Raw genomic sequence first — 26,128 nt, 5'->3', positions numbered from 1 at the left:
CCCGTGGCGTACGCCCGCCCTCCCCCGTATGCCAGGAAACTCCGGGCGCGCGACCGCGTCCAGGGGTTGCGGAGCCCGGCTTGTGGGGCGCCCGCGCAAGTGGCGAGAATTCACATTCCGGCAACGTGGGCCCGTACCATCTCGCCATGGCAAAGGCACCCGTTCTCACCCCGCGCGCGGACGACTTCCCGCGCTGGTACCAGGACCTGATCAACAAGGCCGAGCTGGCCGACAACGGTCCGGTGCGCGGCACCATGGTGATCCGACCGTACGGGTACGGGCTGTGGGAGCGGATGCAGCAGGAGATGGACGCCCGGATCAAGGAGGCGGGCGCCCAGAACGCGTACTTCCCGCTGCTGATCCCGCAGTCGTACTTCACCAAGGAGGCCGAGCACGTCGAGGGCTTCGCCCCCGAGCTCGCGGTCGTCACCCACGGCGGCGGCAAGGACCTCGAGGAACCCGCCGTCGTCCGCCCCACCTCCGAGATGATCATCAACGACTACTTCTCGAAGTGGGTGCAGAGCTACCGCGACCTGCCCCTGCTGATCAACCAGTGGGCGAACGTGGTCCGTTGGGAGCTGCGGCCCCGCCTCTTCCTCCGTACGACCGAGTTCCTGTGGCAGGAGGGCCACACGGCACACGCCACGTTCGAGGACGCCCGCGACTTCGCCGCGCACATCCACCGCAAGGTCTACGAGGACTTCATGGTGAACGTCCTCGCGATGGACACCGTCCCCGGCCGCAAGACCGTCAAGGAGCGCTTCGCGGGCGCCATCAACACCCTCACGCTCGAAAGCATGATGGGCGACGGCAAGGCACTCCAGATGGCCACCAGCCACGAGCTGGGTCAGAACTTCGCCAAGGCCTTCAACACCCAGTACCTGTCCAAGGAGGGCAGGCAGGAGCTCGTCTGGCAGACCTCCTGGGGGTCCACGACCCGCATGATCGGCGCCCTGGTGATGACGCACGGAGACGACAACGGGCTGCGGGTGCCCCCGCGCCTCGCCCCCGTCCAGGCGGTCGTCCTCGCGATCAAGGGCGACGATGCGGTTCTGGCCAAGGTCCGCGAGATCGGCGACCGGCTCAGGGCGGCCGGCGTCCGCGTCCAGGTGGACGACCGCACGGACACCCCGTTCGGGCGCCGCGCGGTCGACTGGGAGCTGAAGGGTGTACCCGTACGGATCGAGATCGGCCCCCGTGACCTGGAGAACAACACGGCGATGCTGGCGCGCCGCATCCCGGGCGGCAAGGAACCCGTGGCCATCGACTCGCTCGTACGGCTGCTCCCCACGCTCTTCGAGGAGGATCAGGCGCTCCTGCTGACCCAGTCCCGCGAGCGCCGTGAGTCCCGCACCTCCGACGTGTCGACGATCGAGGAGGCCGTCGAGGCGGCGACCGCCGGCGGCTGGGCGCGCATCCCCTGGGCGACCCTCGGCGAAGAAGGCGAGGCCAAGCTGGCCGAGCACGCGGTGACCGTACGGTGTCTGGTCGCCGAGGACGGGTCGGTGCCGGACGCCGATGACGCACCCGGTAACGTCGCGATCGTCGCGCGCGCATACTGAAGCGGCGAGAGGCGACCGAAACGCCACTTGCGCATCCGCGGACCACACGTTCCCCCGGCGCGCGGACATGTCTACGCGCCGGGTCGTACGTCAGGCTACGTACCGGCTTGGTACGAGCTGTGCGGCTTCTCCGCAGATCAGCGCACCCGCCCTCGTCAGGACGCATCAGCGGCAACTGACGGGTACGTGCGAATTATTTGGGATGCCCCGGAATCGGAACACAGCGGGACCCAGGCTCGTTGTCATTACGTGAGCACGACACCACCTGTTCTCGCCGCAGAGCTGGCACAGGCGTGGGCCGACATTCAGCGGTACCACCCCGAGCTGCCAGATCTTGCCGCGCCCGAATCCCTGATCGGGGAGTCGTCGTCCGCCTGCGGACACGAGCTCTCCTTCGAGCGGCTGCTCCATGAGGCAGTCCACGGCATCGCCGCCGCCCGCGGAATCCGCGACACCTCCCGCGCCGGCCGGTACCACAACCGCAGATTCCTCGCGATCGCCGAGGAGCTGGGCCTGGACCACCGCGAGGAACCGCACCCCAGCAGCGGTTTCTCGCTGGTCACGCTCAACCCCGAGGCGAAGCGGCGCTACCGCACCACGATCGAGCGCCTGCAGCGCGCCCTGACCGCCCACACCGCCGCCACCTCCGCCGACACCTCACGCACCTTCCGCGGCCCGGCGGCCCGCCACGGCTCCTCCGGCGGCGGGGTCCGGGTCAAGGCGGTGTGCGACTGCGGCCGCAACGTACGGGTCGTTCCCTCGGTCCTGGCCCAGGCCCCGATCGTGTGCGGTGGCTGCGGAAAACCGTTCCGCATCCCAGAGGTCGTGGGCGCGGGCGCGGCAAGCTGAGCATTTCCGGCATCTCGTGGGTGCCGGACAGCCGTAGCCGCCGCAGCTGCGGCGGGTTGCGCACCGACGTAGGGTCACGTGGACGCCGGGCGCATACCAGGCATGCCCAACTGCCCCCGGTCGGAAGCGCCCGCAGGGTATGGCAGAATGGCTAGCTGTACTCGACAGCCGCACAGGACCCCTCTCTCCTCCGGCTGACGCGTCCATCGGGCACTCGGGTACCGCAACCCCACGCGGCCGTCTCGCCGTGCCCAACCACGTCAAATCCAGGAGAACCCACTCCCGTGGCAGTCAAGATCAAGCTGAAGCGTCTGGGCAAGATCCGTTCGCCTCACTACCGCATCGTCGTCGCCGACTCCCGTACCCGCCGTGACGGCCGGGCCATCGAGGAGATCGGCAAGTACCACCCGACGTACAACCCGTCGGTGATCGAGGTCGACGCCGAGCGCGTGGCGTACTGGCTCGGTGTCGGCGCCCAGCCGACCGAGCCCGTGCTCGCCATCCTGAAGAAGACCGGCGACTGGCAGAAGTTCAAGGGCGAGCCCGCCCCGGCGCCGCTGCTCGTGGCCGAGCCGAAGAAGGCGCGCCCGTCGTTCGAGGCCCTCGGCGGCGACGACGAGGGCAAGGGTGAGGCGATCACCCAGAAGAAGAAGGCGGAGAAGAAGGACGAGGCTGCCGCCGAGTCCGAGTCGGCCGAGGCCTGAGCATGCTCGAGGAGGCTCTCGAGCACCTCGTGAAGGGCATCGTCGACAACCCTGACGATGTGCAGGTCGCCTCGCGCAACCTGCGTCGCGGGCGTGTGCTGGAGGTCCGGGTCCACCCCGACGACCTCGGTAAGGTGATCGGCCGCAACGGCCGCACCGCACGCGCTCTGCGCACCGTCGTGGGCGCCATCGGCGGCCGCGGAGTCCGTGTCGACCTCGTCGACGTGGACCACGTCCGCTGACGCAACGCAGCACCGGCTCGGGCCGGGGAGGGCCACTCGGCCGTCCCCGGCCCGTGGTCGTACGTACGACAGGAGATCTTCGAAAAGTGCAGCTCGTAGTCGCCCGCATCGGCCGCGCCCACGGCATCAGGGGCGAGGTCACCGTCGAGGTACGTACCGACGAGCCGGAACTCCGGCTCGCCCCCGGTGCCGTCCTGGCCACCGACCCGGCCTCCGCCGGACCGCTGACCATCGAGACGGGCCGTGTGCACAGCGGACGCCTGCTGCTGCGCTTCGCGGGTGTGACCGACCGGACCGGCGCCGAGGCGCTGCGCAACACCCTCCTGATCGCCGAGGTCGACCCGGACGAACTGCCCGAGGGCGAGGACGAGTACTACGACCACCAGCTGATCGACCTCGATGTCGTCACCAAGGACGGTGTGGACGTCGGCCGGATCACCGAGATCTCGCACCTGCCCTCGCAGGACCTGTTCATCGTGGAGCGTCCTGACGGGACCGAGGTCATGATCCCGTTCGTCGAGGAGATCGTCACCGAGATCGACCTCGAGGAGCAGCGGGTCGTGGTCGACCCGCCGCCCGGCCTGATCGACGACCGGGCCGAGATCGACTCCTCCGGGGACGAGTCCTGATGCGGCTCGACGTCGTCACCATCTTCCCCGAGTACCTCGACCCGCTGAACGTCTCCCTGGTCGGCAAGGCACGCGCGCGTGGACAGCTGAACGTGCACGTGCATGATCTGCGGACCTGGACCCACGACCGGCACCACACGGTCGACGACACGCCGTACGGCGGCGGGCCCGGCATGGTCATGAAGACCGAGCCCTGGGGCGACGCCCTGGACTCCGTCCTCGCCGACGGCTACGAAACGGGCTCCCACGCGCCCACCCTCGTCGTCCCCACGCCCAGCGGCCGCCCCTTCACCCAGGAACTCGCCGTCGCACTCTCCGAGCGCCCCTGGCTGATCTTCACGCCCGCGCGCTACGAGGGCATCGACCGGCGCGTCATCGACGAGTACGCGACCCGGATGCCCGTCCACGAGGTGTCCATCGGCGACTACGTCCTCGCCGGCGGCGAGGCGGCCGTACTGGTCATCACGGAAGCCGTGGCGAGGCTGCTGCCCGGCGTCCTCGGGAACGCCGAGTCCCACCGCGACGACTCCTTCGCGCCCGGCGCCATGGCCAACCTCCTGGAAGGCCCCGTCTACACCAAGCCGCCCCAGTGGCGCGGCCGGGAGATCCCGGACGTGCTGCTCAGCGGCCATCACGGCAGGATCGCCCGCTGGCGCCGTGACGAGGCGCTGAAGCGGACGACGGTCAACCGGCCCGACCTGATCGAGCGCTGCGACCCCAAGGCCTTCGACAAGAAGGACCGCGAGATGCTCTCCATCCTGGGCTGGGAACCGGACCCCGAGGGTGAGCCGTACGGCCGATTTTGGCGCCGGGCAGACGGCGTGGAAGAATAGACCGCTGTTGTGCGCCGTCCGGCGTGCGCCCCTGCCACAGGGGGACACGACGCGCGCTCCGACCAGCATGACGCTCACCCGGAAAACCTAGTTTCCGTTGATGACCTGTGGCATCAGCGAAGAAAGCAGACGAAATGTCTCACCTGCTCGACTCCGTCGACGCCGCGTCGCTGCGCAGCGACGTCCCGGCCTTCCGCCCGGGCGACACGGTCAACGTCCACGTCCGCGTCATCGAGGGCAACCGCTCCCGTGTGCAGCAGTTCAAGGGTGTGGTGATCCGCCGCCAGGGTTCCGGCGTGCGCGAGACCTTCACGGTCCGCAAGGTCTCCTTCTCCGTCGGCGTCGAGCGCACCTTCCCGGTGCACACCCCGATCGTGGAGAAGATCGAGCTCGTCACCAGGGGTGACGTCCGCCGCGCCAAGCTGTACTACCTGCGCGACCTGCGCGGCAAGGCGGCGAAGATCAAGGAGAAGCGCGAGAGCTGAGCGCTTCCCGGCGTTCGAAACGGGGCCGGATAGCATCTGGCCCCGATGGACACCGAAGCACAGCCGACGGAGCGCGACCGCTCCTCCCGCCCTTCCGGATCCGAGGAGATCTCGGACACAGAGGGGCCGGAGGAACGGTCGCGTTTCGCGTTGGTGTCGCGGATCGCCGACTGGCTCCCCGGCGGGCGGATCACCCTGACCTTGCTGATCTGCCTGTTGTTTCTGCTGCTGCTCAGCACCTTTGTGCTGCAGCCGTTCCAGATCCCCAGCGGATCCATGGAACGCGAATTGAGGATCGGCGACCGCGTTCTCGTAAATAAGTTGGCGTACCGTTTCGGTGCCGAACCGCGGCGCGGTGACGTGGTCGTGTTCGACGGCACCGGACACTTCGGGAACGCCGACTACATCAAACGCGTCGTGGGTGTAGGGGGAGACCGCGTGGTCTGCTGTGACAAGGAGGGGAGGCTCCAGGTGAACGGCCGGTCCGTCGACGAGTCGACGTTCCTGCACCCCGGCGACAGCGCGTCCACGGTGCCCTTCGACGTCGTCGTGCCCGACGGCACCTTGTTCGTCCTCGGCGACCACCGCAGCGCCTCCAGCGACTCCCGCGACCATCTGGGCTCACCGGGCGGCGGCATGGTGCCCGTCGGTGACGTGATCGGCCGGGCCGACTGGATCGTCTGGCCCGTCGGCCACCTCACCCGCCTGCACCGATCGGGCGCCTACGCGCGCGTGCCCACGGCGGACGGTGCCCATGGGTAACCGCGGCAAACCGCGCGGCGTCCCCAGCAGCGCCGCCGACAACCTGCTGCCCACCGGCACCCGACGGGCCGCCGGCCCGTCCGGCGGCCGCACCCGCGCCGAGCGGCGCAAGCTCCAGCGCAAGGTCAAGCGTCGTCGGCGCCGCTCGGCGATAAAGGAGGTCCCGCTCCTGGTCGGGGTGGCCGTCCTCATAGCCCTCGTGCTGAAGACCTTCCTCGTGCAGGCCTTCGTGATCCCGTCCGGCTCCATGGAGCAGACGATCCAGATCGGTGACCGCGTCCTGGTCGACAAGCTCACCCCCTGGTTCGGCTCCAAGCCGCAGCGCGGTGACGTCGTCGTCTTCAAGGACCCCGGTGGCTGGCTCCAGGACGAGCAGCCCACCCAGAAGAAGGAGGACCCGGTCGTCGTCAAGCAGGTGAAGGAAGGTCTCACCTTCATCGGCCTGCTGCCCTCCGAGAACGAGAAGGACCTCATCAAGCGGGTCGTCGGAGTCGGCGGCGACCGCGTCAAGTGCTGTGACTCGCAAGGGCGGGTCACGGTCAACGGCGTTCCCCTGACCGAGGACTATCTCTTTCCCGGCAACGAACCGTCGGCGACCCCGTTCGACATCACCGTGCCGGAAGGCCGGCTGTGGGTGATGGGCGACCACCGGTCCAACTCCGCGGACTCCCGCTCCCACCAGGACACCGACTACGGCGGCACCGTCTCCGAGGAGGAGGTGGTGGGACGCGCCGTCGTCATCGCCTGGCCGCTCGGCCACTGGACCACCCTGGAGGAACCGAAAACCTACGCTTCCGTGTCCGACTCGGCCTCCGGGTCGACCGCTGCTCCCCAACCGTCGCATAGGGTTGCCTCCGACGATCCGAACGGAACGATCCAGCTCCCGAGCCCTGCGGAACTCCCGCTCGTTATGGGAGTGGTGGGCCTGCGCCGTGCACGGGGCAGGCGGCGGCACAGAGTAAGGAGTTGGCGTGGGGGATGTGGCGGTTGGCGCACGGTCCGGGCACGACGGCGAGGAGCACCGCGGACAGCCCGTGGACGCGGCCCCCACGGCCCCGGACAGCGTCCCTCCCGCAGGGAGTGACACAACAGTGGCCAAGGACGGCAGGGTGACGGACGGGCAGGACCAGGCCGGGGACCAGGGGCCGGGCGGCCCGGCTCCCAAGCAGCCGAAGAAACAGCGCTCCTTCTGGAAGGAGCTGCCGATCCTGATCGGTATCGCGCTGGTGCTGGCGCTGCTGATCAAGACGTTCCTGGTGCAGGCGTTCTCGATCCCCTCCGACTCGATGCAGAACACCCTCCAGCAGGGGGACCGCGTTCTCGTCGACAAGCTCACCCCGTGGTTCGGGTCCGAGCCGGAGCGCGGCGAGGTCGTCGTCTTCCACGACCCGGACGACTGGCTGGCCGGCGAGCCGACGACGAATCCGAACGCCCTGCAGACGGTGCTCAGCTGGATCGGCCTGATGCCGTCCGCGGAGGAGAAGGACCTCATCAAGCGGGTCGTCGGTGTCGGCGGCGACACGGTGGAGTGCCAGGGCACCGGCCCGCTCAAGGTCAACGGCAAGGCGCTGAACGAGACGTCGTACGTGTACCCCGGCAACACGCCGTGCAGCAATGACGACCAGGGCGGGCAGTTCAAGGTGAAGATCCCCGAGGGCTTCATCTGGGTCATGGGCGATCACCGGCAGAACTCCCGGGACTCGCGCTACAACCAGGGCGACGACAACCACGGAATGGTCCCGGTGGACAAGGTCGTCGGACGCGCCATCGTCAAGGCGTGGCCGATCAACCGCTGGGGCACGCTCCCGGTTCCGGACACCTTCGACCAGCCCAGTCTGGGCGGCCAGTCCTCCGCGTCCGCGGCCCTGACCGCCGCCCCGAACGCCCTGGCGCTCGCCGGGGTCGTGCCGGTGGCCCTGTGGCGCCGCCGCCGGCTCACCGTCGCACAGACGCGCTGACCGGCCCTGGTGAAGCCTTCCGGAACTCTGACCTCGGTCGGAGAACCGAAGGGCTGACCCGGTCAGGTACCGCCGGGTAGGGTGCGGGTCCATGGGTGGCGAGAGCGCGACACGTACGGCCCCGCAGCGCGGCGGGGTGAGCAGTGGCCCGGCGGGCGGGCGGATCGGACAGCGGTTGTCCGGGCTGGCGGTCGCGCTGGGCCTTGTGCTGTTCCTCGGCGGATTCGGCTGGGGAGCGGTGGTCTACCGCCCGTACACCGTGCCCACCGGCTCCATGGCACCGACGATCGGCGTGGGCGACCGCGTGCTGGCCGAGCGGGTCGACAGCGCGGACGTGCGCCGCGGTGACGTCGTCGTCTTCAAGGACGTGACCTGGGGCAACGCGCCGATGGTCAAGCGCGTGGTCGCGGTCGGCGGGGACACCGTCTCCTGCTGCCGGGACGGGAAGCTGACCGTCGACGGCAAGGAGATCGAGGAACCGTATCTGCCCGAGGGGCAGGCCGCCGAAGTCGCGAACTTCCCGACCGTGACCGTGCCCGAGGGACGGTTGTTCCTGCTCGGTGACGAGCGGCACGGCTCCCTGGACTCCACCGCCCACCTCACGGACGCCGCCGGCGGCACCGTGTCGCGCGACGCCGTGTCCGCGCGGGTGGACGCCGTCGTCTGGCCCATGGACGGCATGCTGGAACGCCCCACCGGTTTCGAGGTGCTCGGCGACCTGTCCACGCCCGGCCCGCTCCGTACGATGGGCGCCATGATCGTGGTCGGAGCCGTGCTGGTGCTCGGGGGCGCCGCGTACGGTCCGCTCGCGAAGCGCGTGGCGGGCCGTAGCCGTCCGTGGACGGAGTCTGCCGGTGCCCGCTGAGGCGACGGATGCCGGAGCAGGTTCCTCCGAGGGCCTGGGCGGCACCGCCGCGCCCCGGAGGCGAGCCGCGCATGAACACGAGGTGCGCAAGGTGGCCCGGGTCGTGCTGCTCGACCCCCACGACCGCATCCTGCTGCTGCACGGCCACGAGCCGGACGATCCCGCCGACGACTGGTGGTTCACTCCTGGCGGCGGCCTGGAGGGCGACGAGACCCGCGAGGAGGCCGCTGTGCGGGAACTCGCGGAGGAGACCGGAATCACGGCCGTCGAGCTGGGCCCGGTGCTGTGGCGGCGGATGTGCTCGTTCCCGTTCGCGGGCCGACGCTGGGACCAGGACGAGTGGTACTACCTGGCCCGGACGAACCAGACGACGACCGAGGCCCTGGGCCTCACCGAGCTGGAGCGACGCAGTGTCGTGGGTGCGCGGTGGTGGACGTGGCAGGAACTGACCCGGGCGCATGAGACGGTGTATCCGACCAGACTCGCCGAGCTGCTGCGCAGACTGCTCGACGAAGGTCCCCCTGCCAGGCCCAAGATCCTCGACACGGAAATCGTCTAGGGGCTCACGGGACTGGCGCACAATGGTGGGATCGCACGGCTGAAGGGGAACATGCCATGAGCGCCGAGGACCTCGAAAAGTACGAGACCGAGATGGAGCTCAAGCTCTACCGGGAGTACCGCGATGTCGTCGGTCTGTTCAAATACGTGATCGAGACCGAGCGGCGTTTCTACCTGACCAACGACTACGAGATGCAGGTGCATTCGGTTCAGGGCGAAGTGTTCTTCGAGGTGTCGATGGCGGACGCCTGGGTGTGGGACATGTATCGGCCGGCCCGGTTCGTGAAGCAGGTCCGGGTCCTCACATTCAAGGATGTGAACATCGAGGAGCTGAACAAGAGCGATCTGGAGCTCCCGAGCGGGTGATCGGTGGTCGCTGTCGCTCGCGTGGGTGACGACGTTGTCCACAACTGCCGAGTAACCCACCAAGATCCACTTCTTGGCGGAGGATGCGTGACGGTTGGCGCCGGAGGTGGTGCCGACATGAACACGCATCTGGCACGCAGTGCACTGGGCAGGTACGGAGAGAAGCTGGCCGCTCGGCGGCTGGTCACGGCCGGCATGACGGTCCTGGAGCGCAACTGGCGCTGCGGCAGGACCGGGGAGATCGACATCGTGGCGCGGGACGGTGATGTCCTGGTCGTCTGCGAGGTGAAGACCCGCAGGTCGGGTCCCTTCCAGCATCCGATGGCGGCGATCACGCCGGCCAAGGCGGCGCGCCTGCGCGGCCTGGCGGAACGCTGGCTGCAGGAACACGGGGGAGCGCCGCCCGGCGGCGTCCGCATCGACCTCGTCGGCGTTGTCCTGCCCGACCGGGGCGCGGCCGTGGTCGAGCACGCGCGGGGGGTGGCCTGAGATGGGCTTCGCACGTACGTGCTCCGTCGCCCTCGTCGGGGTGGAGGGCGTGGTCGTCGAGGTCCAGGCCGACCTCGAACCGGGTGTCGCCGCGTTCACGCTGGTGGGACTGCCGGACAAGAGCCTGACGGAGAGCCGGGACCGGGTGCGGGCGGCGGTCGTCAACTCCGGGGGTGAGTGGCCGCAGAAGAAGCTCACGGTCGGGCTCAGTCCGGCGTCGGTCCCGAAGGCGGGCAGTGGTTTCGACCTGGCCGTCGCCTGCGCGGTGCTGGGCGCCTGCGAGCGGATCGATCCGCGGGTGCTCGCCGACATCGTGATGATCGGCGAGCTGGGCCTGGACGGACGGGTGCGGCCGGTGCGGGGCACCCTGCCGGCCGTGCTCGCCGCGGCGGACGCGGGCTATGAGCAGGTGGTCGTGCCGGAGTGCGCGGCAGCCGAGGCCTCCCTGGTGCCCGGAGTGTCCGTGCTGGGCGTGCGCAGTCTGCGCCAGCTGATCGCCGTACTGGCGGACGAGCCCGTCCCCGACGAGGAACCGGCCGAACCGGGACGTCCCGACCCACTGCTCGCCGGCCTGCGGGTTCCCGGCACCGGCGCGGCAACGGGCATGCACAGCTCCGGCGCCGCGCAGCACGACCAGGACCACGACCTCGCCGACGTCGTCGGACAGACCTCGGCTCGGACCGCCGTGGAGGTCGCCGCGGCCGGCGGACATCATCTCCTCCTGTCGGGACCGCCCGGTGCCGGGAAGACGATGCTCGCGGAGCGGCTGCCCGCCGTCCTGCCCAGGCTCGGCCGCGAGGAGGCGCTGGAGGTGACGGCGGTGCACTCCGTGGCGGGCCTGCTGCCCCCGGGCAAACCCATGATCGACACCGCTCCCTACTGCGCCCCGCACCACTCGGCCACCATGCAGGCGCTGGTCGGCGGCGGCCCGGGGATGGCCCGCCCCGGCGCCGTGTCGCTGTCCCATCGGGGGGTGCTCTTTCTCGACGAGGCGCCGGAGTTCAGCAGCCATGCGCTCGACGCCCTGCGACAACCCCTGGAGTCGGGGCATGTCGTGATCGCCCGCAGTGCCGGGGTGGTGCGGTTCCCGGCGAGGTTCCTGATGGTGCTCGCCGCGAACCCGTGCCCCTGCGGCCGCTTCTCGCAGACCGACAGCCTGTGCGAGTGCCCGCCCTCGGCGATCCGCCGCTACCAGGCCCGGCTCTCGGGACCACTCCTCGACCGGGTCGACCTCAGAGTGGAAGTGGACCGCGTCACCCGCGCCCAGCTCGCCGACCGCGGTGTGCGGGGTGAGTCCACGGCGACGGTCGCCGACCGTGTCCGGGCGGCGCGGGAGCGGGCCGCAGCACGCTTCGCCGGTACGCCCTGGCGGACGAACAGCGAGGTGCCCGGCCGGGAGCTGCGCAGCCGCTGGCACGCCGCGACCGGCGCGATGGACGAGGCGGAACGCAATCTGGAGCGGGGCGCGCTGACGGCACGCGGAATCGACCGGGTGCTGCGGGTCGCCTGGAGCGTCGCCGACCTCGTGGGACACGACCGGCCCGACGCGACGGACGTCGCCCTGGCGCTGCAACTGCGTACGGGAGTGCCGCGCGGTGTGCCGATGGCCATCGGGGCGCTGACATGAGCGGCGGCGGCGATCCGGACGACGAGCTGCTCTCCCGTGTCTTCCTCACCCGCGTCATCGAGCCCGGTGACGAGGTTGCCGGGCGGTGGGTGCGGGAGTTCGGGGTGGAGCAGGTGGTACGACGCTTGCGGGAGGGCGGGAGGCCCTTGCCGGGGGTGAGTGAGAAACGGTGGGCCGGGCTGCTGGCGCGGGCCAGGCTGGCCCAGCCGGGGCGTGATCTCGGCGTCGCGCGGGACGCCGGCGTGCGGTTTGTGTGCCCGGGGGACGCGGAGTGGCCGGGGCAGCTGGACGACCTGGGAGAGGCGAGGCCGCTCGGGCTGTGGATCAGGGGCCGGCCCAGTCTGCGGATGTGGGCGCTGAGATCCGTCGCCGTCGTGGGTGCCCGGGCCTGCACCGAGTACGGCGCGCACATGGCCGTCACCCTCGCGGCCGGCCTCGCCGAGCGCGGCTGGGTGGTGGTGTCCGGCGGCGCCTACGGCGTGGACGGCGCCGCTCACCGCGGTGCCCTCGGCGCGGGTGGTGCCACCGTCGCCGTCCTCGCCTGCGGGGTCGACCGGCCCTACCCGCGCGGCCACACCCAGTTGATCACCAGGATCGCAGACCAGGGGCTGGTGGTCGGCGAGTTGCCGCCCGGTGATCATCCGACGCCGAACCGGTTCATCGTCAGGAACAGAGTGATCGCCGCGCTCACCCGGGGAACCGTCGTCGTCGAGGCCGCCTATCGCAGTGGCTCACTCGTCACGGCGCGGGCGGCGCAACGGCTGGGGCGTCACACGATGGGAGTGCCCGGGCCGACCACCAGTGGACTGTCGGCAGGCGTGCACGAACTGCTGCGCGGGGACGCGACGCTGGTCACCGACGCGGCGGAGGTGGTGGAACTCGTCGGAGACATGGGGGAGCTGGCCCCGGACCGCCGAGGACCGGTGCTGCCGCGGGATCTGCTGGCGCCCGGCGCACGACGCGTCCTGGCCGCGTTGCCCGCCCGTGGAGCCGCCACGGCCGAAGAGATCGCACGCGGCACGCCGACGACGGAGGATGACGCGATCGCGAGACTGTACGAACTCAGAGCACTTGGTTACGTCGAACGACACGGCGATGGCTGGAAGTTGACACGCCAGGCCATGATCTCCGTTCAAGGCGGTCGGAGCCCGTGCTGACCGTGCGTGTTCGGCCGTCCGAGGGAAAACTCGACGCCCTTGGGAAATCCCGCAGTTGACGGGTCCTGGCGGTCACGGAGAGCGACCGTCATGACCCTACGGGGCACCCGGCGGAACGTATCTGCGCATGGGTTCCGCCCCGTCCTTCGCACACCGCGACTCTTCAGTCACGCTACGCTCACAAGGATCCCGACACAGTCCAGTAACTCGACATCAGACCGACAGCTCCCCCAGGCGCCACCCTTCACGGCAGAACGGCACAAGGCGACGAATGCCCCAGCACACCTCCGGGTCCGACCGGGCGGCGATCCCCCCAGCCGCCCGTGACGGTGGCAGCGTGCGGCCGCCCGCTCCCTCGACGCTCGACGAGTTGTGGCGGTCGTACAAGGCGACGGGGGACGAGCGGTTGCGGGAGCAGCTGATCCTGCACTACTCGCCGCTCGTGAAGTACGTGGCCGGGCGGGTGAGCGTGGGGCTGCCGCCCAACGTCGAGCAGGCGGACTTCGTGTCGTCCGGGGTGTTCGGGCTGATCGACGCGATCGAGAAGTTCGACATCGACCGGGAGATCAAGTTCGAGACGTACGCGATCACGCGGATCCGCGGCGCGATGATCGACGAGCTGCGGGCGCTGGACTGGATCCCGCGGTCCGTGCGGCAGAAGGCGCGCAATGTGGAGCGGGCCTACGCGACGCTGGAGGCACGGCTGCGGCGGACGCCGACGGAGAGCGAGGTGGCCGCCGAGCTGGGCATGGCGGTCGACGAACTGCACGCGGTCTTCAGCCAGTTGTCACTGGCCAACGTGGTGGCGTTGGAGGAGCTGCTGCACGTCGGGGGTGACGGCGGCGATGGGCTGAGCGTCATGGACACGCTGGAGGACACCGCCGCGGACAATCCGGTGGAGGTGGCCGAGGACAGGGAGCTGCGGCGGTTCCTGGCGCGGGCGATCAACACGCTGCCCGAGCGGGAGAAGACCGTGGTCACGCTGTACTACTACGAGGGGCTCACGCTCGCCGAGATCGGCAATGTGCTCGGGGTGACCGAGAGCCGGGTCAGTCAGATCCACACCAAGTCCGTGCTCCAGCTGCGCGCGAAACTGGCAGGCTTCGGGCGTTGACCTGGTCGAACGCCGACGAGGCGACGCGATTCACTCCCGCCCCGGGTGCCGCGTCCGTAAAGTGGTCGACGTGCCAAGGATTCGAGCGGCCTCCGTGGCCGAGCACCGGTCGATGCAGCGAGCCGCCCTGCTGGACGCGGCTCGTTCCCTACTGTCCGAGGGCGGGACGGAGGCGCTGACCTTCCCGGCCCTGGCCGAGCGGACGGGGCTTGCGCGGTCGTCCGTGTACGAGTACTTCCGGTCACGGGCCGCCGTGGTCGAGGAGCTGTGTGAGGTCGACTTCCCGGTCTGGGCGGCGGAAGTGTCGGCGGCGATGGAGCGGGCGCACGGGCCGGAGGCCAAGGTCGAGGCGTATGTGCGCAAGCAGCTGGAGCTCGTCGGGGACCGGCGGCATCGGGCCGTGGTGGCGATTTCGGCCAGTGAGCTGGATGCCGGGGCGCGGGAGAAGATCCGGGCGGCGCACGGGGAGCTGGTCTCGATGATCGTCGAGGCGCTGGGGGAGATGGGGCATGCGGAGCCGCGGTTGGCGGCGATGTTGCTGCAGGGGGTTGTGGACGCGGCCGTGCGGCGGATCGAGCTGGGGGCGGCGGAGGAGCCGGGGGTGATTGCGGAGGCTGCGGTGGGGATGGTGTTGCGGGGGGTTCGGGGCTGAGTGCAGGTGCAGGTGCAGGCCGGTGGGGGTGGTTGGGGGACTCGCCGGCGTTGGCCGGGTGCCGCTGCGCCCACCCTCCCCCACTCTCGGCTTCGCTCGAGCGGGGACCCCCATCGCCCCAGCGGCACGACTGTCCGCAGCTACGTCTACGCCGGTGGTAGCGGTACCCCGAGCACCGGTAGGAGGCGGGACGGTCCACGGTGCAGGAGCCAGGGCGGTAGCAACGACAGTGGGTCAAGGTACGTGGTCTCCCTCAGCAAACCCCAGTGCACGCACGTGACTGTGCAGTGTGAGCCCGTCGGTTCGACCGTGCCGAGCACCTCGCCCCCCTGTACCTCGGCCCCCTTGCGGACCGACGCGTGTACGGGTTCATAGGTCGTCCGCAAGGGCGGGGTGCCGGTACCGGTCAGTTCCACCGACACAACCCCCTTTCCGGCCACCCGCCCCGCGAACGACACCCGGCCCGCCGCGACCGCCCGTACCGGTGTTCCGGGCGGGGCCGCCAGGTCCACGCCCCGGTGGCCCCGGCCGTACGGCGTGGCAGGGGGGTCCCAGCCGCGCAGCACGGAGGGGCGTAACCCCACCGGCCACGTACGGCCGATCACCGGTACCGGGGCGTCCGCCCTCGGCGGCGCTGTCGGCGGCGGGTCGTCCGCCCGGGCCGCGGTGGCCAGGACGGTCAGCGTCAGCCCCAGCAGCATCGCCCACGTCGCTCGTACACCTCGTTTACATCGCATCGCTCGCATGCGAGGACCGTGCCGTACTCCCGCCGATCCCGGCTGAAACCTGTGGATTACTCCCGAGTTGTGGACAGCGGCGTCACCCGGGACCTCCTGGGTCCCGTACACTTCTGATGGCGACCCGGGCCACCGGGTCGACTTCGCACGCCCCGATACCAGGGCCGGCAACGGTCCGGATCAGCGCCCCTCGGTCCCTTTGTGGCAAGGCGCATGCGGGCGTCAGGCGCGGGAGCCGTCCGGCATCCGCGGCACAACCGAGAAACACGAGGAGAACGGCCATGGCCGTCGTCACGATGCGGGAGCTGCTGGAGAGCGGCGTCCACTTCGGTCACCAGACCCGTCGTTGGAACCCGAAGATGAAGCGCTTCATCTTCACCGAGCGCAACGGCATCTACATCATCGACCTGCTCCAGTCGCTGTCGTACATCGACCGCGCCTACGAGTTCGTCAAGGAGACCGTCGCCCACGGCGGCACGGTCATGTTCGTCGGCACGAAGAAGCAGGCGCAGGAGGCCATCGCCGAGCAGGCCACCCGCGTCGGCATGCCCTACGTCAACCAGCGCTGGCTGGGCGGCATGCTCACCAACTTCTCGACCGTCTACAAGCGTCTGCAGCGCCTCAAGGAGCTCGAGCAGATCGACTTCGAGGACGTCGCCGCTTCCGGTCTGACCAAGAAGGAGCTTCTCGTGCTCTCGCGCGAGAAGGCCAAGCTGGAGAAGACCCTCGGTGGTATCCGCGAGATGCAGAAGGTGCCCAGCGCCGTCTGGATCGTGGACACCAAGAAGGAGCACATCGCCGTTGGTGAGGCCCGGAAGCTGAACATTCCGGTCGTCGCGATCCTCGACACCAACTGCGACCCCGACGAGGTCGACTACAAGATCCCGGGCAACGACGACGCGATCCGCTCCGTCACCCTGCTCACCCGTGTGATCGCCGACGCCGTCGCCGAGGGCCTCATCGCCCGCTCCGGCGTCGCCGCCGAGGGCAAGGGCGAGAAGGCCGCGGGCGAGCCGCTCGCCGAGTGGGAGCGCGACCTGCTCGAGGGTGAGAAGAAGGCCGAGGAGGCTCCGGCTGCGGAGGCTGCCGCCGAGGCTCCCGCCACGGAGGCGCCGGCTGCCGAGGCGCCGGCTGCTGAGGCTCCGGCCGCCGAGGGCGAGCAGGCCTGACCGTCCCGTCAGCGTTGACGGCGGGAGCGGTGCATGAAGACCGCTCCCGCCGTTCACCCGTAGGTCAGCGGAGTGTCGTAGATCTGCAGATGCATGCGGATCGCAGAACCCCGCAGATCTTCGATCTTCCAGACTTCGAGAAAGATTCACAGACTCATGGCGAACTACACCGCCGCCGACGTCAAGAAGCTCCGTGAGCTCACCGGCGCCGGCATGATGGACTGCAAGAAGGCGCTGGACGAGGCCGAGGGCAACGTCGAGAAGGCCGTCGAGGCGCTGCGCATCAAGGGCCAGAAGGGCGTCGCCAAGCGCGAGGGCCGCTCCGCCGAGAACGGCGCCGTGGTCTCCATCATCGCCGACGACAACTCCTCCGGCGTCCTCGTCGAGCTGAAGTGCGAGACGGACTTCGTCGCCAAGGGCGAGAAGTTCCAGGCCGCGGCCCAGACCATCGCCGAGCACGTCGCCAAGACCTCCCCGGCCGACCTGGAGGCCCTGCTCGCCTCCGAGATCGAGCCCGGCAAGACCGTCCAGGCGTTCGTGGACGAGGCCAACGCCAACCTCGGTGAGAAGATCGTCCTGGACCGCTTCGCGCAGTTCTCCGACGGCTTCGTGACCGCGTACATGCACCGCACGATGCCCGACCTGCCGCCGCAGATCGGTGTCCTCGTCGAGTTCGACAAGCCGAACGCCGAGGTCGCCAAGGGCATTGCCCAGCACATCGCCGCCTTCGCGCCGAAGTACCTCTCCAAGGAGGACGTCCCGGCCGAGGTCGTCGAGACCGAGCGCCGTATCGCCGAGGAGACCACCCGCGCCGAGGGCAAGCCCGAGGCCGCGATCGGCAAGATCGTCGAGGGTCGTCTGAACGGCTTCTTCAAGGACGCCACGCTGCTCGGCCAGCCGTACGCGCTCGACAACAAGAAGTCGGTCCAGAAGGTCCTGGACGAGGCCGGTGTCACCCTGAAGCGCTTCACGCGCATCAAGGTCGGCATCTGAGTCCGTACAGCGACGGGTACCCGATCCCGATAGGGTCGGGTGCAGTCGTCCGTGTCGCTCGCGCGGGCAGCCCCGCCCGCGCGCGTGGCGGACGACAGCAGATCTGACGAGGAGGCCATTGCCGCGTATGGGATGCAAACCCACCACCGGCAATGGCCTTCTTCGTATGTGCACCACGAGGAGATCCCCATGACCACCAGCGTCGAGAAGAGCGACGACGGCAAAGTACGCGGCCGGTTTCTGCTGAAGCTGTCCGGAGAGGCCTTCTCAGGCGGCGGGGGCCTGGGCGTCGACCCGGACGTGGTGCACGCCATCGCCCGCGAGATCGCGGCCGTCGTACGCGACGGCGCGCAGATCGCGGTCGTCATCGGCGGCGGCAACTTCTTCCGCGGCGCCGAACTCCAGCAGCGCGGCATGGACCGGGCCCGCTCCGACTACATGGGCATGCTCGGCACCGTGATGAACTGCCTCGCCCTCCAGGACTTCCTGGAGAAGGAGGGCATCCAGTGCCGGGTGCAGACCGCCATCACCATGGGGCAGGTCGCCGAGCCGTACATCCCGCTGCGCGCCGTACGGCACCTGGAGAAGGGCCGTGTGGTCATCTTCGGCGCCGGTATGGGCATGCCGTACTTCTCCACCGACACCACCGCCGCCCAGCGTGCCCTGGAGATCGACGCCGAGGCCCTGCTGATGGGCAAGAACGGTGTGGACGGGGTCTACGACTCCGACCCGAAGGCCAACCCGGACGCCGTCAAGTTCGACTCCCTCGGCTACGGCGAGGTCATCACGCGGGACCTGAAGGTCGCCGACGCCACCGCCATCACACTGTGCCGCGACAACAAGCTTCCGATCGTGGTCTTCGAGCTTCTGAAGGAGGGCAATATCGCCCGAGCCGTCAAGGGTGAGAAGATCGGCACGCTGGTGGGTGACCAAGGCAGCCGGGACTGACCGGTGGAACGACCTCGGTTCGCGGGAGGACACCTGTCCGAGGGACGGAGGGAACGGACCCTGGCCAGGGGATGGACAATGACCTGCCGGTCGGGAACCGTGCAGGAAGAAGACGCGACGCAGCCGGCCGTCGGCCCCGACAAGGAACCGCAGCCGGGCCTACTCAAGACACGCAGGAGCAAGTGGTGATCGAAGAGACCCTCCTCGAGGCCGAGGAGAAGATGGAGAAGGCCGTCGTGGTCGCCAAGGAGGACTTCGCCGCGATCCGCACCGGCCGTGCGCACCCGGCGATGTTCAACAAGATCGTGGCCGACTACTACGGCGCACCGACGCCGATCAACCAGCTGGCTTCGTTCTCCGTGCCGGAGCCGCGCATGGCGGTCGTGACCCCGTTCGACAAGAGCGCGCTGCGCAACATCGAGCAGGCGATCCGCGACTCCGACCTCGGCGTCAACCCGAGCAACGACGGCAACATCATCCGGGTGGTGTTCCCCGAGCTCACCGAGGAGCGCCGCCGCGAGTACATCAAGGTCGCCAAGGGCAAGGGCGAGGACGCCAAGGTGTCCATCCGCTCCGTCCGCCGCAAGGCCAAGGACGCCATCGACAAGCTGATCAAGGACGGCGAGATCGGCGAGGACGAGGGCCGCCGTGCGGAGAAGGAGCTCGACGACACCACGCACAAGTACGTCGCTCAGGTGGACGAGCTCCTCAAGCACAAGGAAGCTGAGCTGCTCGAGGTCTGATGAACGACTCTTCCTGGGGAGCGCCGCCGCACGCCGGGTACTGGGCGCCGTCCGACGGGGGGCCTGTCCCGGGGGCCGCCCCGGCGGGTCCCACGTACGATGCGCACAACGCGCAGCAGACTCGCCCCATGCCCGTCGTGCCCGACGTGTCCGCCCACGGCGGAGACCAGGACGACGACCGGGGGGCCGCTCGGCTGGGCGGCCCCTTGTTCCGCGACGAGAGCCCGACGGCGCAGCCCCATCCGGCGGTGCCGCAGAATCCGGAGCCCATGCACGACGCCCCACAGCCGGCGCCCGCACCGCAGAAGAAGAGCGCGGGCCGCGACCTGGGCGCCGCGATAGGGGTCGGAGTCGGACTCGGCGCGGTGATCGTCGCGTCTCTGTTCATCGTCAAGGCGGTGTTCGTCGGGGTCGTCGCGGTCGCCGTAGTGGTGGGCCTGTGGGAGCTGACCAAACGGCTCGACGAGCGCAAGGGCATCAAGGCGCCGATCGTGCCGCTCGCGGTGGGTGGCGCGGCGATGGTCGTCGCCGGGTATGTGCGCGGGGCCGAGGGCGCCTGGGTGGCGATGGCGCTCACCGCGCTCGCGGTCCTGGTCTGGCGGATGACGGAACCGCCGGAGGGTTATCTCAAGGACGTCACCGCGGGGGTCTTCGCAGCCTTCTACGTGCCGTTCCTCGCGACATTCGTCGCGATGATGCTGACGGCCGAGGACGGTCCGCGCCGGGTCTTCATGTTCCTGCTGCTGACGGTCGTCAGCGACACGGGTGCGTACGCCGTCGGCTGGCGCTTCGGCCGGCACAAGCTCGCCCCGCGCATCAGCCCCGGCAAGACCCGTGAAGGGCTGCTCGGCGCGGTCAGCTTCGCCATGGTGGCAGGGGCGTTGTGCATGCAGTTCCTGATCGACGACGGCATGTGGTGGCAGGGTCTGCTGCTCGGCCTCGCAGTCGCGGCGAGTGCCACGCTGGGCGACCTCGGCGAGTCGATGATCAAGCGGGACCTCGGCATCAAGGACATGGGCACGCTGCTGCCGGGCCACGGCGGCATCATGGACCGGCTGGACTCGCTGTTGCCGACGGCTCCGGTGGTGTGGTTGTTGCTGGTGCTGTTCGTGGGGTCCGGCTGATCGCCGCTCCTGTCCTGCGGAGGCCTGCTGCCCTCGGGGGTGGCGGGCCGTTTCCGTTCAAAACCCGGTGCCCCGCCCGCGGGCGCCTGAGTACGCTCGTCGAGCCCCGGGTGCTGACAAGCTCGGGGCACTGACCGGCGACCGCGTCCACCTGGCTGCTGCTTGTGGCGGGGTCCGTCTGATGGCGGGTGGTCGCCGGCGCGCGGGGAGGGTGTGCGGTGTCGGTACGTTCGTTGCCGACATGAGTGACAGAACCGAATCCGGGACGCGGCCGTGCCGTTGGTGCGGTACGCCGGTCCCGCAGCCGCGCCGCCGGTGGCGCAGGCGGCGGTACTGCAGCCAGGCACACCGTCGCGGGTACCGCGCTCTTGAGGCGGTCGCGCGCTTCTTCGACAGCCTGTAGGCCGCCCTGCGTCTGGGGAAAATCGCCCTCCCCAATTGATCTGCGACACTGGTACAGCCATGCCTAAGCCCGGAGAACTCACTTTCGTCGCCCCGCGCGGAGCCAAGAAGCCGCCGCGGCACCTTGCCGATCTCACGCCTGCCGAGCGCAGGGAAGCCGTGGCCGAGATCGGCGAGAAGCCGTTTCGTGCCAAGCAGCTCTCGCAGCACTACTTCGCGCGGTACGTGCACGACCCGGAGCAGTGGACCGACATCCCGGCCGGGTCCCGCGCGAAGCTGCGGGAGGCGTTGCTGCCCGAGCTGATGACCGTCGTACGGCATCTGTCGACCGATGCGGACACCACCCGCAAGACGCTGTGGCGGTTGTTCGACGGGACGCTCGTCGAGTCGGTGCTGATGCGGTACCCGGACCGGGTGACCATGTGCATCAGCTCGCAGGCCGGCTGCGGGATGAACTGCCCGTTCTGTGCGACCGGGCAGGCGGGGCTGGACCGGAATCTGTCCACCGCCGAGATCGTGCACCAGATCGTGGACGGGATGCGGGCGCTGAGGGACGGCGAGATTCCCGGCGGTCCCGCGCGGCTGTCGAACATCGTCTTCATGGGCATGGGCGAGCCCCTCGCCAACTACAAGCGCGTCGTCGGCGCGATCCGCGCCCTCACCGACCCCGAGCCGGACGGGCTCGGGCTGTCGCAGCGCGGGATCACCGTGTCGACCGTCGGACTGGTGCCGGCGATCCACCGCTTTGCCGACGAGGGCTTCAAGTGCCGGCTGGCCATCTCGCTGCACGCGCCCGACGACGAGCTGCGTGACACCCTCGTCCCCGTCAACACACGGTGGAAGGTGCGGGAAGTCCTCGACGCCGGGTGGGAGTACGCGGCCAAGTCGGGGCGCCGGCTGTCCATCGAGTACGCGCTGATCCGGGACATCAACGACCAGGCCTGGCGCGGTGACCGGCTCGGCCGACTGCTCAAGGGCAGGCCTGTGCACGTGAATCTGATCCCGCTGAACCCGACACCGGGCTCGAAGTGGACGGCCTCACGGCCGGAGGACGAGAAGGCGTTCGTCGAGGCGATCGCCGCGCACGGCGTGCCGGTGACCATCCGGGACACCCGAGGTCAGGAGATCGACGGGGCGTGTGGTCAGCTGGCGGCCACCGAGCGGTAGTCTGACGCCGTACACATCTTCATATTCCGACAGGGGAGCGCCACAGCGCTGAGAGTGCGGGACAGTCCGCAGACCCTCTGAACCTCGCCCAGGTCATTCTGGGTAGGGAGATCGGTCGTCACTCAAGCTGTTGCGCCCTGCCCGGGAGCCGTCCGAAGGTCCCCGGGCAGGGCCGCGTCTCTTCCTGGTCAGCCAGGAGGAAATCGGTGAACAACACCAGGAAGTTCACAGCCGTGGTCGTCGGGCTGGGCCTGATCACGCTGCCAGTGCTGTCTGCGTGCGGGTCTTCTTCCGAGTCCGGCAGCGGGGGCTCCGGGGACTCCAAGACGGTCACCCTCGTCAGCCACGACTCGTGGGCCGTGTCCAAGGGCGTGCTGGCGGACTTCGAGAAGCAGTCCGGATACACGGTGAAGGTCCTCAAGGACGGCGACGCCGGGCAGGCCGTCAACAAGGCGATCCTGACCAAGGACAACCCGCAGGGCGACGTCTTCTTCGGCGTCGACAACACGCTGCTGTCCCGCGCCCTCGACAACGGCCTCTTCCAGCCGTACGAGGCGAAGGGCGCCGACTTCGTCCTGCCCGAGTACCGGGTCGACCAGGACAAGCACCGGGTCACGCCCGTCGACACCGGCGACATCTGCGTCAACTACGACAAGGCCTACTTCACCGAACACAAGCTGGACCCGCCGCAGTCCTTCGACGACCTGACCAAGCCCGCGTACAAGAACCTCCTGGTCACCGAGAACGCCTCGACCTCCTCGCCCGGCCTCGGCTTCCTGCTCGGTACCGCCGCGAAGTACGGCGACGACGGCTGGCAGGACTACTGGAAGAAGCTCGAGAGCAACGGTGTGAAGGTTGTCGACGGCTGGGAGCAGGCGTACTACGAGGAGTTCTCGGGTTCCTCGAGCGGCCGGAAGGCCGGCGGCGACCGGCCCCTCGTCGTGTCGTACGCCTCCTCCCCGCCCGCCGAGGTCGTCTTCGCCGACCCGAAGCCGAAGACCGCGCCGACCGGCGTCGCGACCGGCACCTGCTTCCGGCAGGTCGAGTACGCGGGGTTGCTGAGCAACGCGCGGAACACCGAGGGCGGCAAGGCGCTGCTCGACTTCCTGCTCACCAAGGAGTTCCAGGACGACATGCCGCTGAACATGTTCGTCTACCCGGTGCGGGAGGGCGCCCAGGTGCCGGAGGAGTTCGTGAAGTACGGGCCGCAGGCCGAGGATCCGCAGACCATGGACCCGGCCGAGATCGCCGCCAACCGCGACCAGTGGGTCAAGTCGTGGACCTCGCTCGTACTGAAGTAGCCCTCAGGAAGCGCGTCACGAAGGGCGGCGCGGCGCGGCTCGGGCTCATCGCACTGCCCGTCGCGTTCTTCGCCGCCTTCTTCGCCTACCCCGTGGCTGCGATCGTCGCCCGCGGGCTGAAGGCCGACGGGGGCTGGCAGCTCGGCAGGATCGCGGACGTCCTCGCGCAGTCAGACATCCGCCACGTGCTGTGGTTCACCACCTGGCAGGCGCTCGCCTCGACCGCGCTGACGCTGCTGGTCGCGCTGCCCGGTGCGTACGTCTTCGCCCGCTTCGACTTCCCCGGCAAGCAACTCCTGCGGGCAGTCGTGGCCGTGCCGTTCGTGCTGCCCACGGTGGTCGTCGGGTCGGCGTTCCTCGCGCTGGTCGGGCGTGGCGGGCTGCTCGACGAGCTGTGGGGTGTACGGCTGGACACCACCGTGTGGGCGATCCTGCTGGCGCACGTCTTCTTCAACTACGCCGTCGTCGTACGGACGGTCGGCGGGCTCTGGGCGCAACTCGACCCCCGGCAGGAGGAGGCCGCCCGGATGCTCGGTGCCTCGCGGCTCTCCGCCTGGCGCACCGTGACCCTGCCCGCGCTCGCGCCCGCCGTGGCCGCCGCCGCGCTGATGGTCTTCCTGTTCACCTTCACCTCCTTCGGTGTGGTGCAGATCCTGGGCGGGCCGACCTTCTCGACCCTGGAAGTGGAGATCTACCGGCAGACCTCAGAGATCTTCGATCTGTCGACGGCCGCCGTCCTCACGATCATCCAGTTCCTGGCGGTGGGCGCCGTCCTCGCCGTGCACGCCTGGACCGTACGGCGACGGGAGACCGCCCTGCGCCTCGTGGACGCGTCCGTGACCGCGCGCTGGCCGGAGGGGATGGGCCAGTGGGCGCTGCTGGCCGGTGTCCTCACTTCCGTCGCCGTGCTGCTTGTGCTGCCGCCGGCCGTGCTGGTGCAGCGGTCGCTGGACGCGCCCGACTTCGCCTACTACCGGGCGCTGACCAGCGAGGACGACGGGGCCTTCCTCGTCCCGCCGATCCACGCGATCGGCAATTCGCTCCAGTACGCCGTCGTCGCCACCGCCATCGCCGTGCTGATCGGCGGACTCGCGGCCGTGGCACTGACCCGAAGGGATGCCGGGCGGTTCGTGCGCGGGTTCGACGCGCTGCTGATGCTGCCGCTGGGCGTGTCCGCCGTGACCGTGGGCTTCGGGTTCCTCATCGCCCTCGACGAACCGCCGCTGGATCTGCGCAGTTCATGGATCCTGGTGCCGCTCGCGCAGGCGCTGGTCGGGGTCCCCTTCGTCGTACGGACCATGCTGCCCGTGCTGCGGGCCGTGGACGCGCGGCTGCGGGAGGCGGCGGCGGTGCTCGGGGCGTCGCCGTGGCGGGCATGGCGCGAGGTCGATCTGCCGATGGTGCGGCGGGCGCTGCTGGTCGCGGCCGGATTCGCCTTCGCGGTGTCGCTCGGGGAGTTCGGGGCGACGGTCTTCATCGCACGGCCGGACAACCCGACGCTGCCGGTCGCGGTGGCGCGGTTGTTGGGCCGGCCCGGTGAGCTCAACTACGGGCAGGCGATGGCCCTTTCGACGATTCTCATGGTGGTGTGCGCGGTGGCGCTGCTGGTGCTGGAGCGGTTGCGGACCGACCGGACGGGGGAGTTCTGATGCTGCTGAGCCTTGAGGGCGCGACCGTACGGTTCGGCGGGCGGGCCGCGCTCGACCGCGTCGACCTGGACGTCGCCGAGCACGAGGTGGTGTGCGTGCTCGGGCCGAGTGGCAGCGGCAAGTCGACGCTGCTGCGGGCGGTCGCCGGGCTGCAACCGCTGCATGCCGGACGGGTGGTGCTCGACGGGCGGAACCAGGCGGGCGTGCCCGCTCACAAGCGGGGCGTGGGGCTGATGTTCCAGGACCATCAGCTGTTCCCGCAGCGGGACGTGGGCGGCAATGTGGCGTTCGGGCTGCGGATGCACGGGGCGTCGAAGGGGCAACAGGACGAGCACGTACGGGAGTTGCTGGAGCTCGTCGGGCTGCCGGGTGCCGCGCGTCGGGCCGTCGCCGCGCTGTCCGGAGGTGAGCAGCAGCGGGTTGCGTTGGCCCGGGCGCTGGCGCCGCGGCCACGGCTGCTCATGCTGGACGAGCCGCTCGGCCAGCTGGACCGGTCGCTGCGGGAACGGTTGGTGGTCGAACTCCGGGAACTGTTCGGCTGGTTGGGGACGACCGTGCTCGCGGTGACGCACGACCAGGGCGAGGCCTTCGCGCTCGCCGACCGGGTGGTGGTGATGCGGGACGGGCGGATCGCGCAGTCCGGTACGCCGCTCGAGGTGTGGCAGCGGCCGGCGGACGAGTTCGTGGCCCGCTTCCTGGGCTTCGACAACGTGGTCGCGGCGACGGTGAGCGGACAGGCCGCGGACACGCCGTGGGGCAAGCTGCCGGTGCCCGAGGGGGCGGCGCAGGGGGCGGGCACGGTCCTCGTACGGCCCGCCGGTGTACGCCTCGTGCCGGCCGACGCCGGGCTGCGCTGCACGGTGGCCGCGCGCACGTTCAAGGGCACCCATGTCGCCGTACATCTGCAACCCGAGGGCGCCCCGCGGCTTGAGGCGGCGTGTGCGCTGCGGGAGGCGCCGGAGGTGGGGGACGCGGTCGGGGTCGAGTTCGACGTGGCCGAAATCGTCGTGCTCCCGTGATCGACCGCACCGTAGGGTGCCGCC

The 26,128-nt window shown here is 69.8% G+C and carries 28 protein-coding genes; 27 read left to right on the top strand and 1 reads right to left on the bottom strand.

The window, feature by feature from the left end; all coding sequences use genetic code 11:
• Window positions 1–146: 146 nt before the first annotated feature.
• The 18 genes from proS to ACKTSN_RS13870 all read left to right on the top strand — a co-directional run bounded on the left by proS (window position 147) and on the right by ACKTSN_RS13870 (window position 14,852).
• Window positions 147–1,562, top strand: a complete 1,416-nt coding sequence (gene proS / locus ACKTSN_RS13955; RefSeq protein WP_409469428.1) for a proline--tRNA ligase — start codon at window positions 147–149, stop codon at window positions 1,560–1,562.
• A 249-nt stretch (window positions 1,563–1,811) separates the two neighbouring features.
• The gene (locus ACKTSN_RS13950) at window positions 1,812–2,411 is read left to right on the top strand and encodes a hypothetical protein (protein WP_409469427.1); all 600 of its coding nucleotides are present in this window, start codon (window positions 1,812–1,814) and stop codon (window positions 2,409–2,411) included.
• A 284-nt stretch (window positions 2,412–2,695) separates the two neighbouring features.
• Window positions 2,696–3,115: a 30S ribosomal protein S16 gene (gene rpsP, locus ACKTSN_RS13945; RefSeq protein ID WP_133046791.1), complete on the top strand. Its 420-nt coding sequence runs from the start codon at window positions 2,696–2,698 to the stop codon at window positions 3,113–3,115.
• A 2-nt stretch (window positions 3,116–3,117) separates the two neighbouring features.
• Window positions 3,118–3,357, top strand: coding sequence for an RNA-binding protein (locus tag ACKTSN_RS13940; protein WP_003973401.1), 240 nt, complete (start codon window positions 3,118–3,120; stop codon window positions 3,355–3,357).
• A gap of 86 nt (window positions 3,358–3,443) precedes the next feature.
• Window positions 3,444–3,986, top strand: a complete 543-nt coding sequence (rimM, locus tag ACKTSN_RS13935; protein ID WP_409469426.1) for a ribosome maturation factor RimM — start codon at window positions 3,444–3,446, stop codon at window positions 3,984–3,986.
• The gene (gene trmD / locus ACKTSN_RS13930) at window positions 3,986–4,819 is read left to right on the top strand and encodes a tRNA (guanosine(37)-N1)-methyltransferase TrmD (protein WP_129801595.1); all 834 of its coding nucleotides are present in this window, start codon (window positions 3,986–3,988) and stop codon (window positions 4,817–4,819) included. Before rimM ends, trmD begins: the two co-directional genes overlap by 1 nt.
• A gap of 134 nt (window positions 4,820–4,953) precedes the next feature.
• Window positions 4,954–5,304, top strand: coding sequence for a 50S ribosomal protein L19 (gene rplS, locus ACKTSN_RS13925; protein ID WP_103781700.1), 351 nt, complete (start codon window positions 4,954–4,956; stop codon window positions 5,302–5,304).
• A 45-nt stretch (window positions 5,305–5,349) separates the two neighbouring features.
• A complete protein-coding gene (lepB, locus tag ACKTSN_RS13920) occupies window positions 5,350–6,066 on the top strand; it encodes a signal peptidase I (RefSeq protein WP_409469425.1) in 717 nt (238 codons plus the stop codon).
• Window positions 6,059–7,150, top strand: a complete 1,092-nt coding sequence (gene lepB / locus ACKTSN_RS13915) for a signal peptidase I (protein ID WP_409469424.1) — start codon at window positions 6,059–6,061, stop codon at window positions 7,148–7,150. Before lepB (ACKTSN_RS13920) ends, lepB (ACKTSN_RS13915) begins: the two co-directional genes overlap by 8 nt.
• A complete protein-coding gene (lepB, locus tag ACKTSN_RS13910) occupies window positions 7,038–8,024 on the top strand; it encodes a signal peptidase I (RefSeq protein WP_409469423.1) in 987 nt (328 codons plus the stop codon). The genes lepB (ACKTSN_RS13915) and lepB (ACKTSN_RS13910) overlap by 113 nt, the downstream gene beginning before the upstream one ends.
• 91 nt (window positions 8,025–8,115) lie before the next feature.
• A complete protein-coding gene (lepB, locus tag ACKTSN_RS13905) occupies window positions 8,116–8,889 on the top strand; it encodes a signal peptidase I (protein WP_409469422.1) in 774 nt (257 codons plus the stop codon).
• Between the two features lie 34 nt (window positions 8,890–8,923).
• A complete protein-coding gene (locus ACKTSN_RS13900) occupies window positions 8,924–9,448 on the top strand; it encodes an NUDIX hydrolase (RefSeq protein ID WP_409474825.1) in 525 nt (174 codons plus the stop codon).
• 56 nt (window positions 9,449–9,504) lie between these two features.
• Window positions 9,505–9,813: a DUF2469 domain-containing protein gene (locus tag ACKTSN_RS13895; RefSeq protein ID WP_003993268.1), complete on the top strand. Its 309-nt coding sequence runs from the start codon at window positions 9,505–9,507 to the stop codon at window positions 9,811–9,813.
• An 87-nt stretch (window positions 9,814–9,900) separates the two neighbouring features.
• Window positions 9,901–10,302, top strand: coding sequence for a YraN family protein (locus ACKTSN_RS13890; RefSeq protein WP_409469421.1), 402 nt, complete (start codon window positions 9,901–9,903; stop codon window positions 10,300–10,302).
• 1 nt (window position 10,303) lies between these two features.
• Complete coding sequence (locus ACKTSN_RS13885) at window positions 10,304–11,929, top strand: YifB family Mg chelatase-like AAA ATPase (protein ID WP_409469420.1); 1,626 nt, start codon at window positions 10,304–10,306, stop codon at window positions 11,927–11,929.
• Entirely contained in the window at window positions 11,926–13,086 is a 1,161-nt protein-coding gene (gene dprA / locus ACKTSN_RS13880; protein WP_409469419.1) for a DNA-processing protein DprA, read from the top strand. The genes ACKTSN_RS13885 and dprA overlap by 4 nt, the downstream gene beginning before the upstream one ends.
• A 271-nt stretch (window positions 13,087–13,357) precedes the next feature.
• Window positions 13,358–14,200, top strand: coding sequence for an RNA polymerase sigma factor WhiG (gene whiG, locus ACKTSN_RS13875; protein ID WP_129801604.1), 843 nt, complete (start codon window positions 13,358–13,360; stop codon window positions 14,198–14,200).
• Between the two features lie 94 nt (window positions 14,201–14,294).
• Window positions 14,295–14,852: a TetR/AcrR family transcriptional regulator gene (locus ACKTSN_RS13870; RefSeq protein ID WP_409474824.1), complete on the top strand. Its 558-nt coding sequence runs from the start codon at window positions 14,295–14,297 to the stop codon at window positions 14,850–14,852.
• A 146-nt stretch (window positions 14,853–14,998) separates the two neighbouring features.
• Here the strand turns inward: ACKTSN_RS13870 and ACKTSN_RS13865 are convergent, their stop codons facing one another.
• Complete coding sequence (locus ACKTSN_RS13865; protein ID WP_409469418.1) at window positions 14,999–15,598, bottom strand: peptidoglycan DD-metalloendopeptidase family protein; 600 nt, start codon at window positions 15,596–15,598, stop codon at window positions 14,999–15,001.
• A gap of 272 nt (window positions 15,599–15,870) precedes the next feature.
• Between ACKTSN_RS13865 and rpsB the strand changes: the two genes are divergently transcribed.
• The 9 genes from rpsB to ACKTSN_RS13820 all read left to right on the top strand — a co-directional run bounded on the left by rpsB (window position 15,871) and on the right by ACKTSN_RS13820 (window position 26,104).
• Window positions 15,871–16,758 (top strand): 30S ribosomal protein S2, encoded by an 888-nt coding sequence (rpsB, locus tag ACKTSN_RS13860; RefSeq protein WP_409469417.1) that lies wholly within the window; start codon window positions 15,871–15,873, stop codon window positions 16,756–16,758.
• A gap of 156 nt (window positions 16,759–16,914) precedes the next feature.
• Window positions 16,915–17,751 carry a translation elongation factor Ts gene (tsf, locus tag ACKTSN_RS13855; RefSeq protein WP_409469416.1) on the top strand — a complete coding sequence of 279 codons (837 nt, stop codon included), beginning with the start codon at window positions 16,915–16,917 and terminating at the stop codon, window positions 17,749–17,751.
• Between the two features lie 189 nt (window positions 17,752–17,940).
• Entirely contained in the window at window positions 17,941–18,699 is a 759-nt protein-coding gene (gene pyrH / locus ACKTSN_RS13850) for a UMP kinase (RefSeq protein WP_224735224.1), read from the top strand.
• 185 nt (window positions 18,700–18,884) lie between these two features.
• A complete protein-coding gene (frr, locus tag ACKTSN_RS13845; protein WP_055623354.1) occupies window positions 18,885–19,442 on the top strand; it encodes a ribosome recycling factor in 558 nt (185 codons plus the stop codon).
• Window positions 19,442–20,566: a phosphatidate cytidylyltransferase gene (locus ACKTSN_RS13840; RefSeq protein WP_409469415.1), complete on the top strand. Its 1,125-nt coding sequence runs from the start codon at window positions 19,442–19,444 to the stop codon at window positions 20,564–20,566. Before frr ends, ACKTSN_RS13840 begins: the two co-directional genes overlap by 1 nt.
• 462 nt (window positions 20,567–21,028) lie before the next feature.
• Complete coding sequence (gene rlmN / locus ACKTSN_RS13835) at window positions 21,029–22,135, top strand: 23S rRNA (adenine(2503)-C(2))-methyltransferase RlmN (RefSeq protein WP_409469414.1); 1,107 nt, start codon at window positions 21,029–21,031, stop codon at window positions 22,133–22,135.
• A 206-nt stretch (window positions 22,136–22,341) separates the two neighbouring features.
• Entirely contained in the window at window positions 22,342–23,436 is a 1,095-nt protein-coding gene (locus ACKTSN_RS13830) for a thiamine ABC transporter substrate-binding protein (RefSeq protein ID WP_409469413.1), read from the top strand.
• Complete coding sequence (locus ACKTSN_RS13825; RefSeq protein WP_409469412.1) at window positions 23,412–25,085, top strand: ABC transporter permease; 1,674 nt, start codon at window positions 23,412–23,414, stop codon at window positions 25,083–25,085. Before ACKTSN_RS13830 ends, ACKTSN_RS13825 begins: the two co-directional genes overlap by 25 nt.
• Complete coding sequence (locus ACKTSN_RS13820; RefSeq protein ID WP_409469411.1) at window positions 25,085–26,104, top strand: ABC transporter ATP-binding protein; 1,020 nt, start codon at window positions 25,085–25,087, stop codon at window positions 26,102–26,104. The genes ACKTSN_RS13825 and ACKTSN_RS13820 overlap by 1 nt, the downstream gene beginning before the upstream one ends.
• Window positions 26,105–26,128: the final 24 nt, after the last annotated feature.

It is taken from the genome of Streptomyces flavusporus, from assembly GCF_046267975.1.
Lineage (GTDB): Bacteria > Actinomycetota > Actinomycetes > Streptomycetales > Streptomycetaceae > Streptomyces > Streptomyces flavusporus.
The sequence above is the reverse complement of the archived record's forward strand: the minus strand, read 5'-3'. Positions and strand labels throughout refer to the sequence as shown.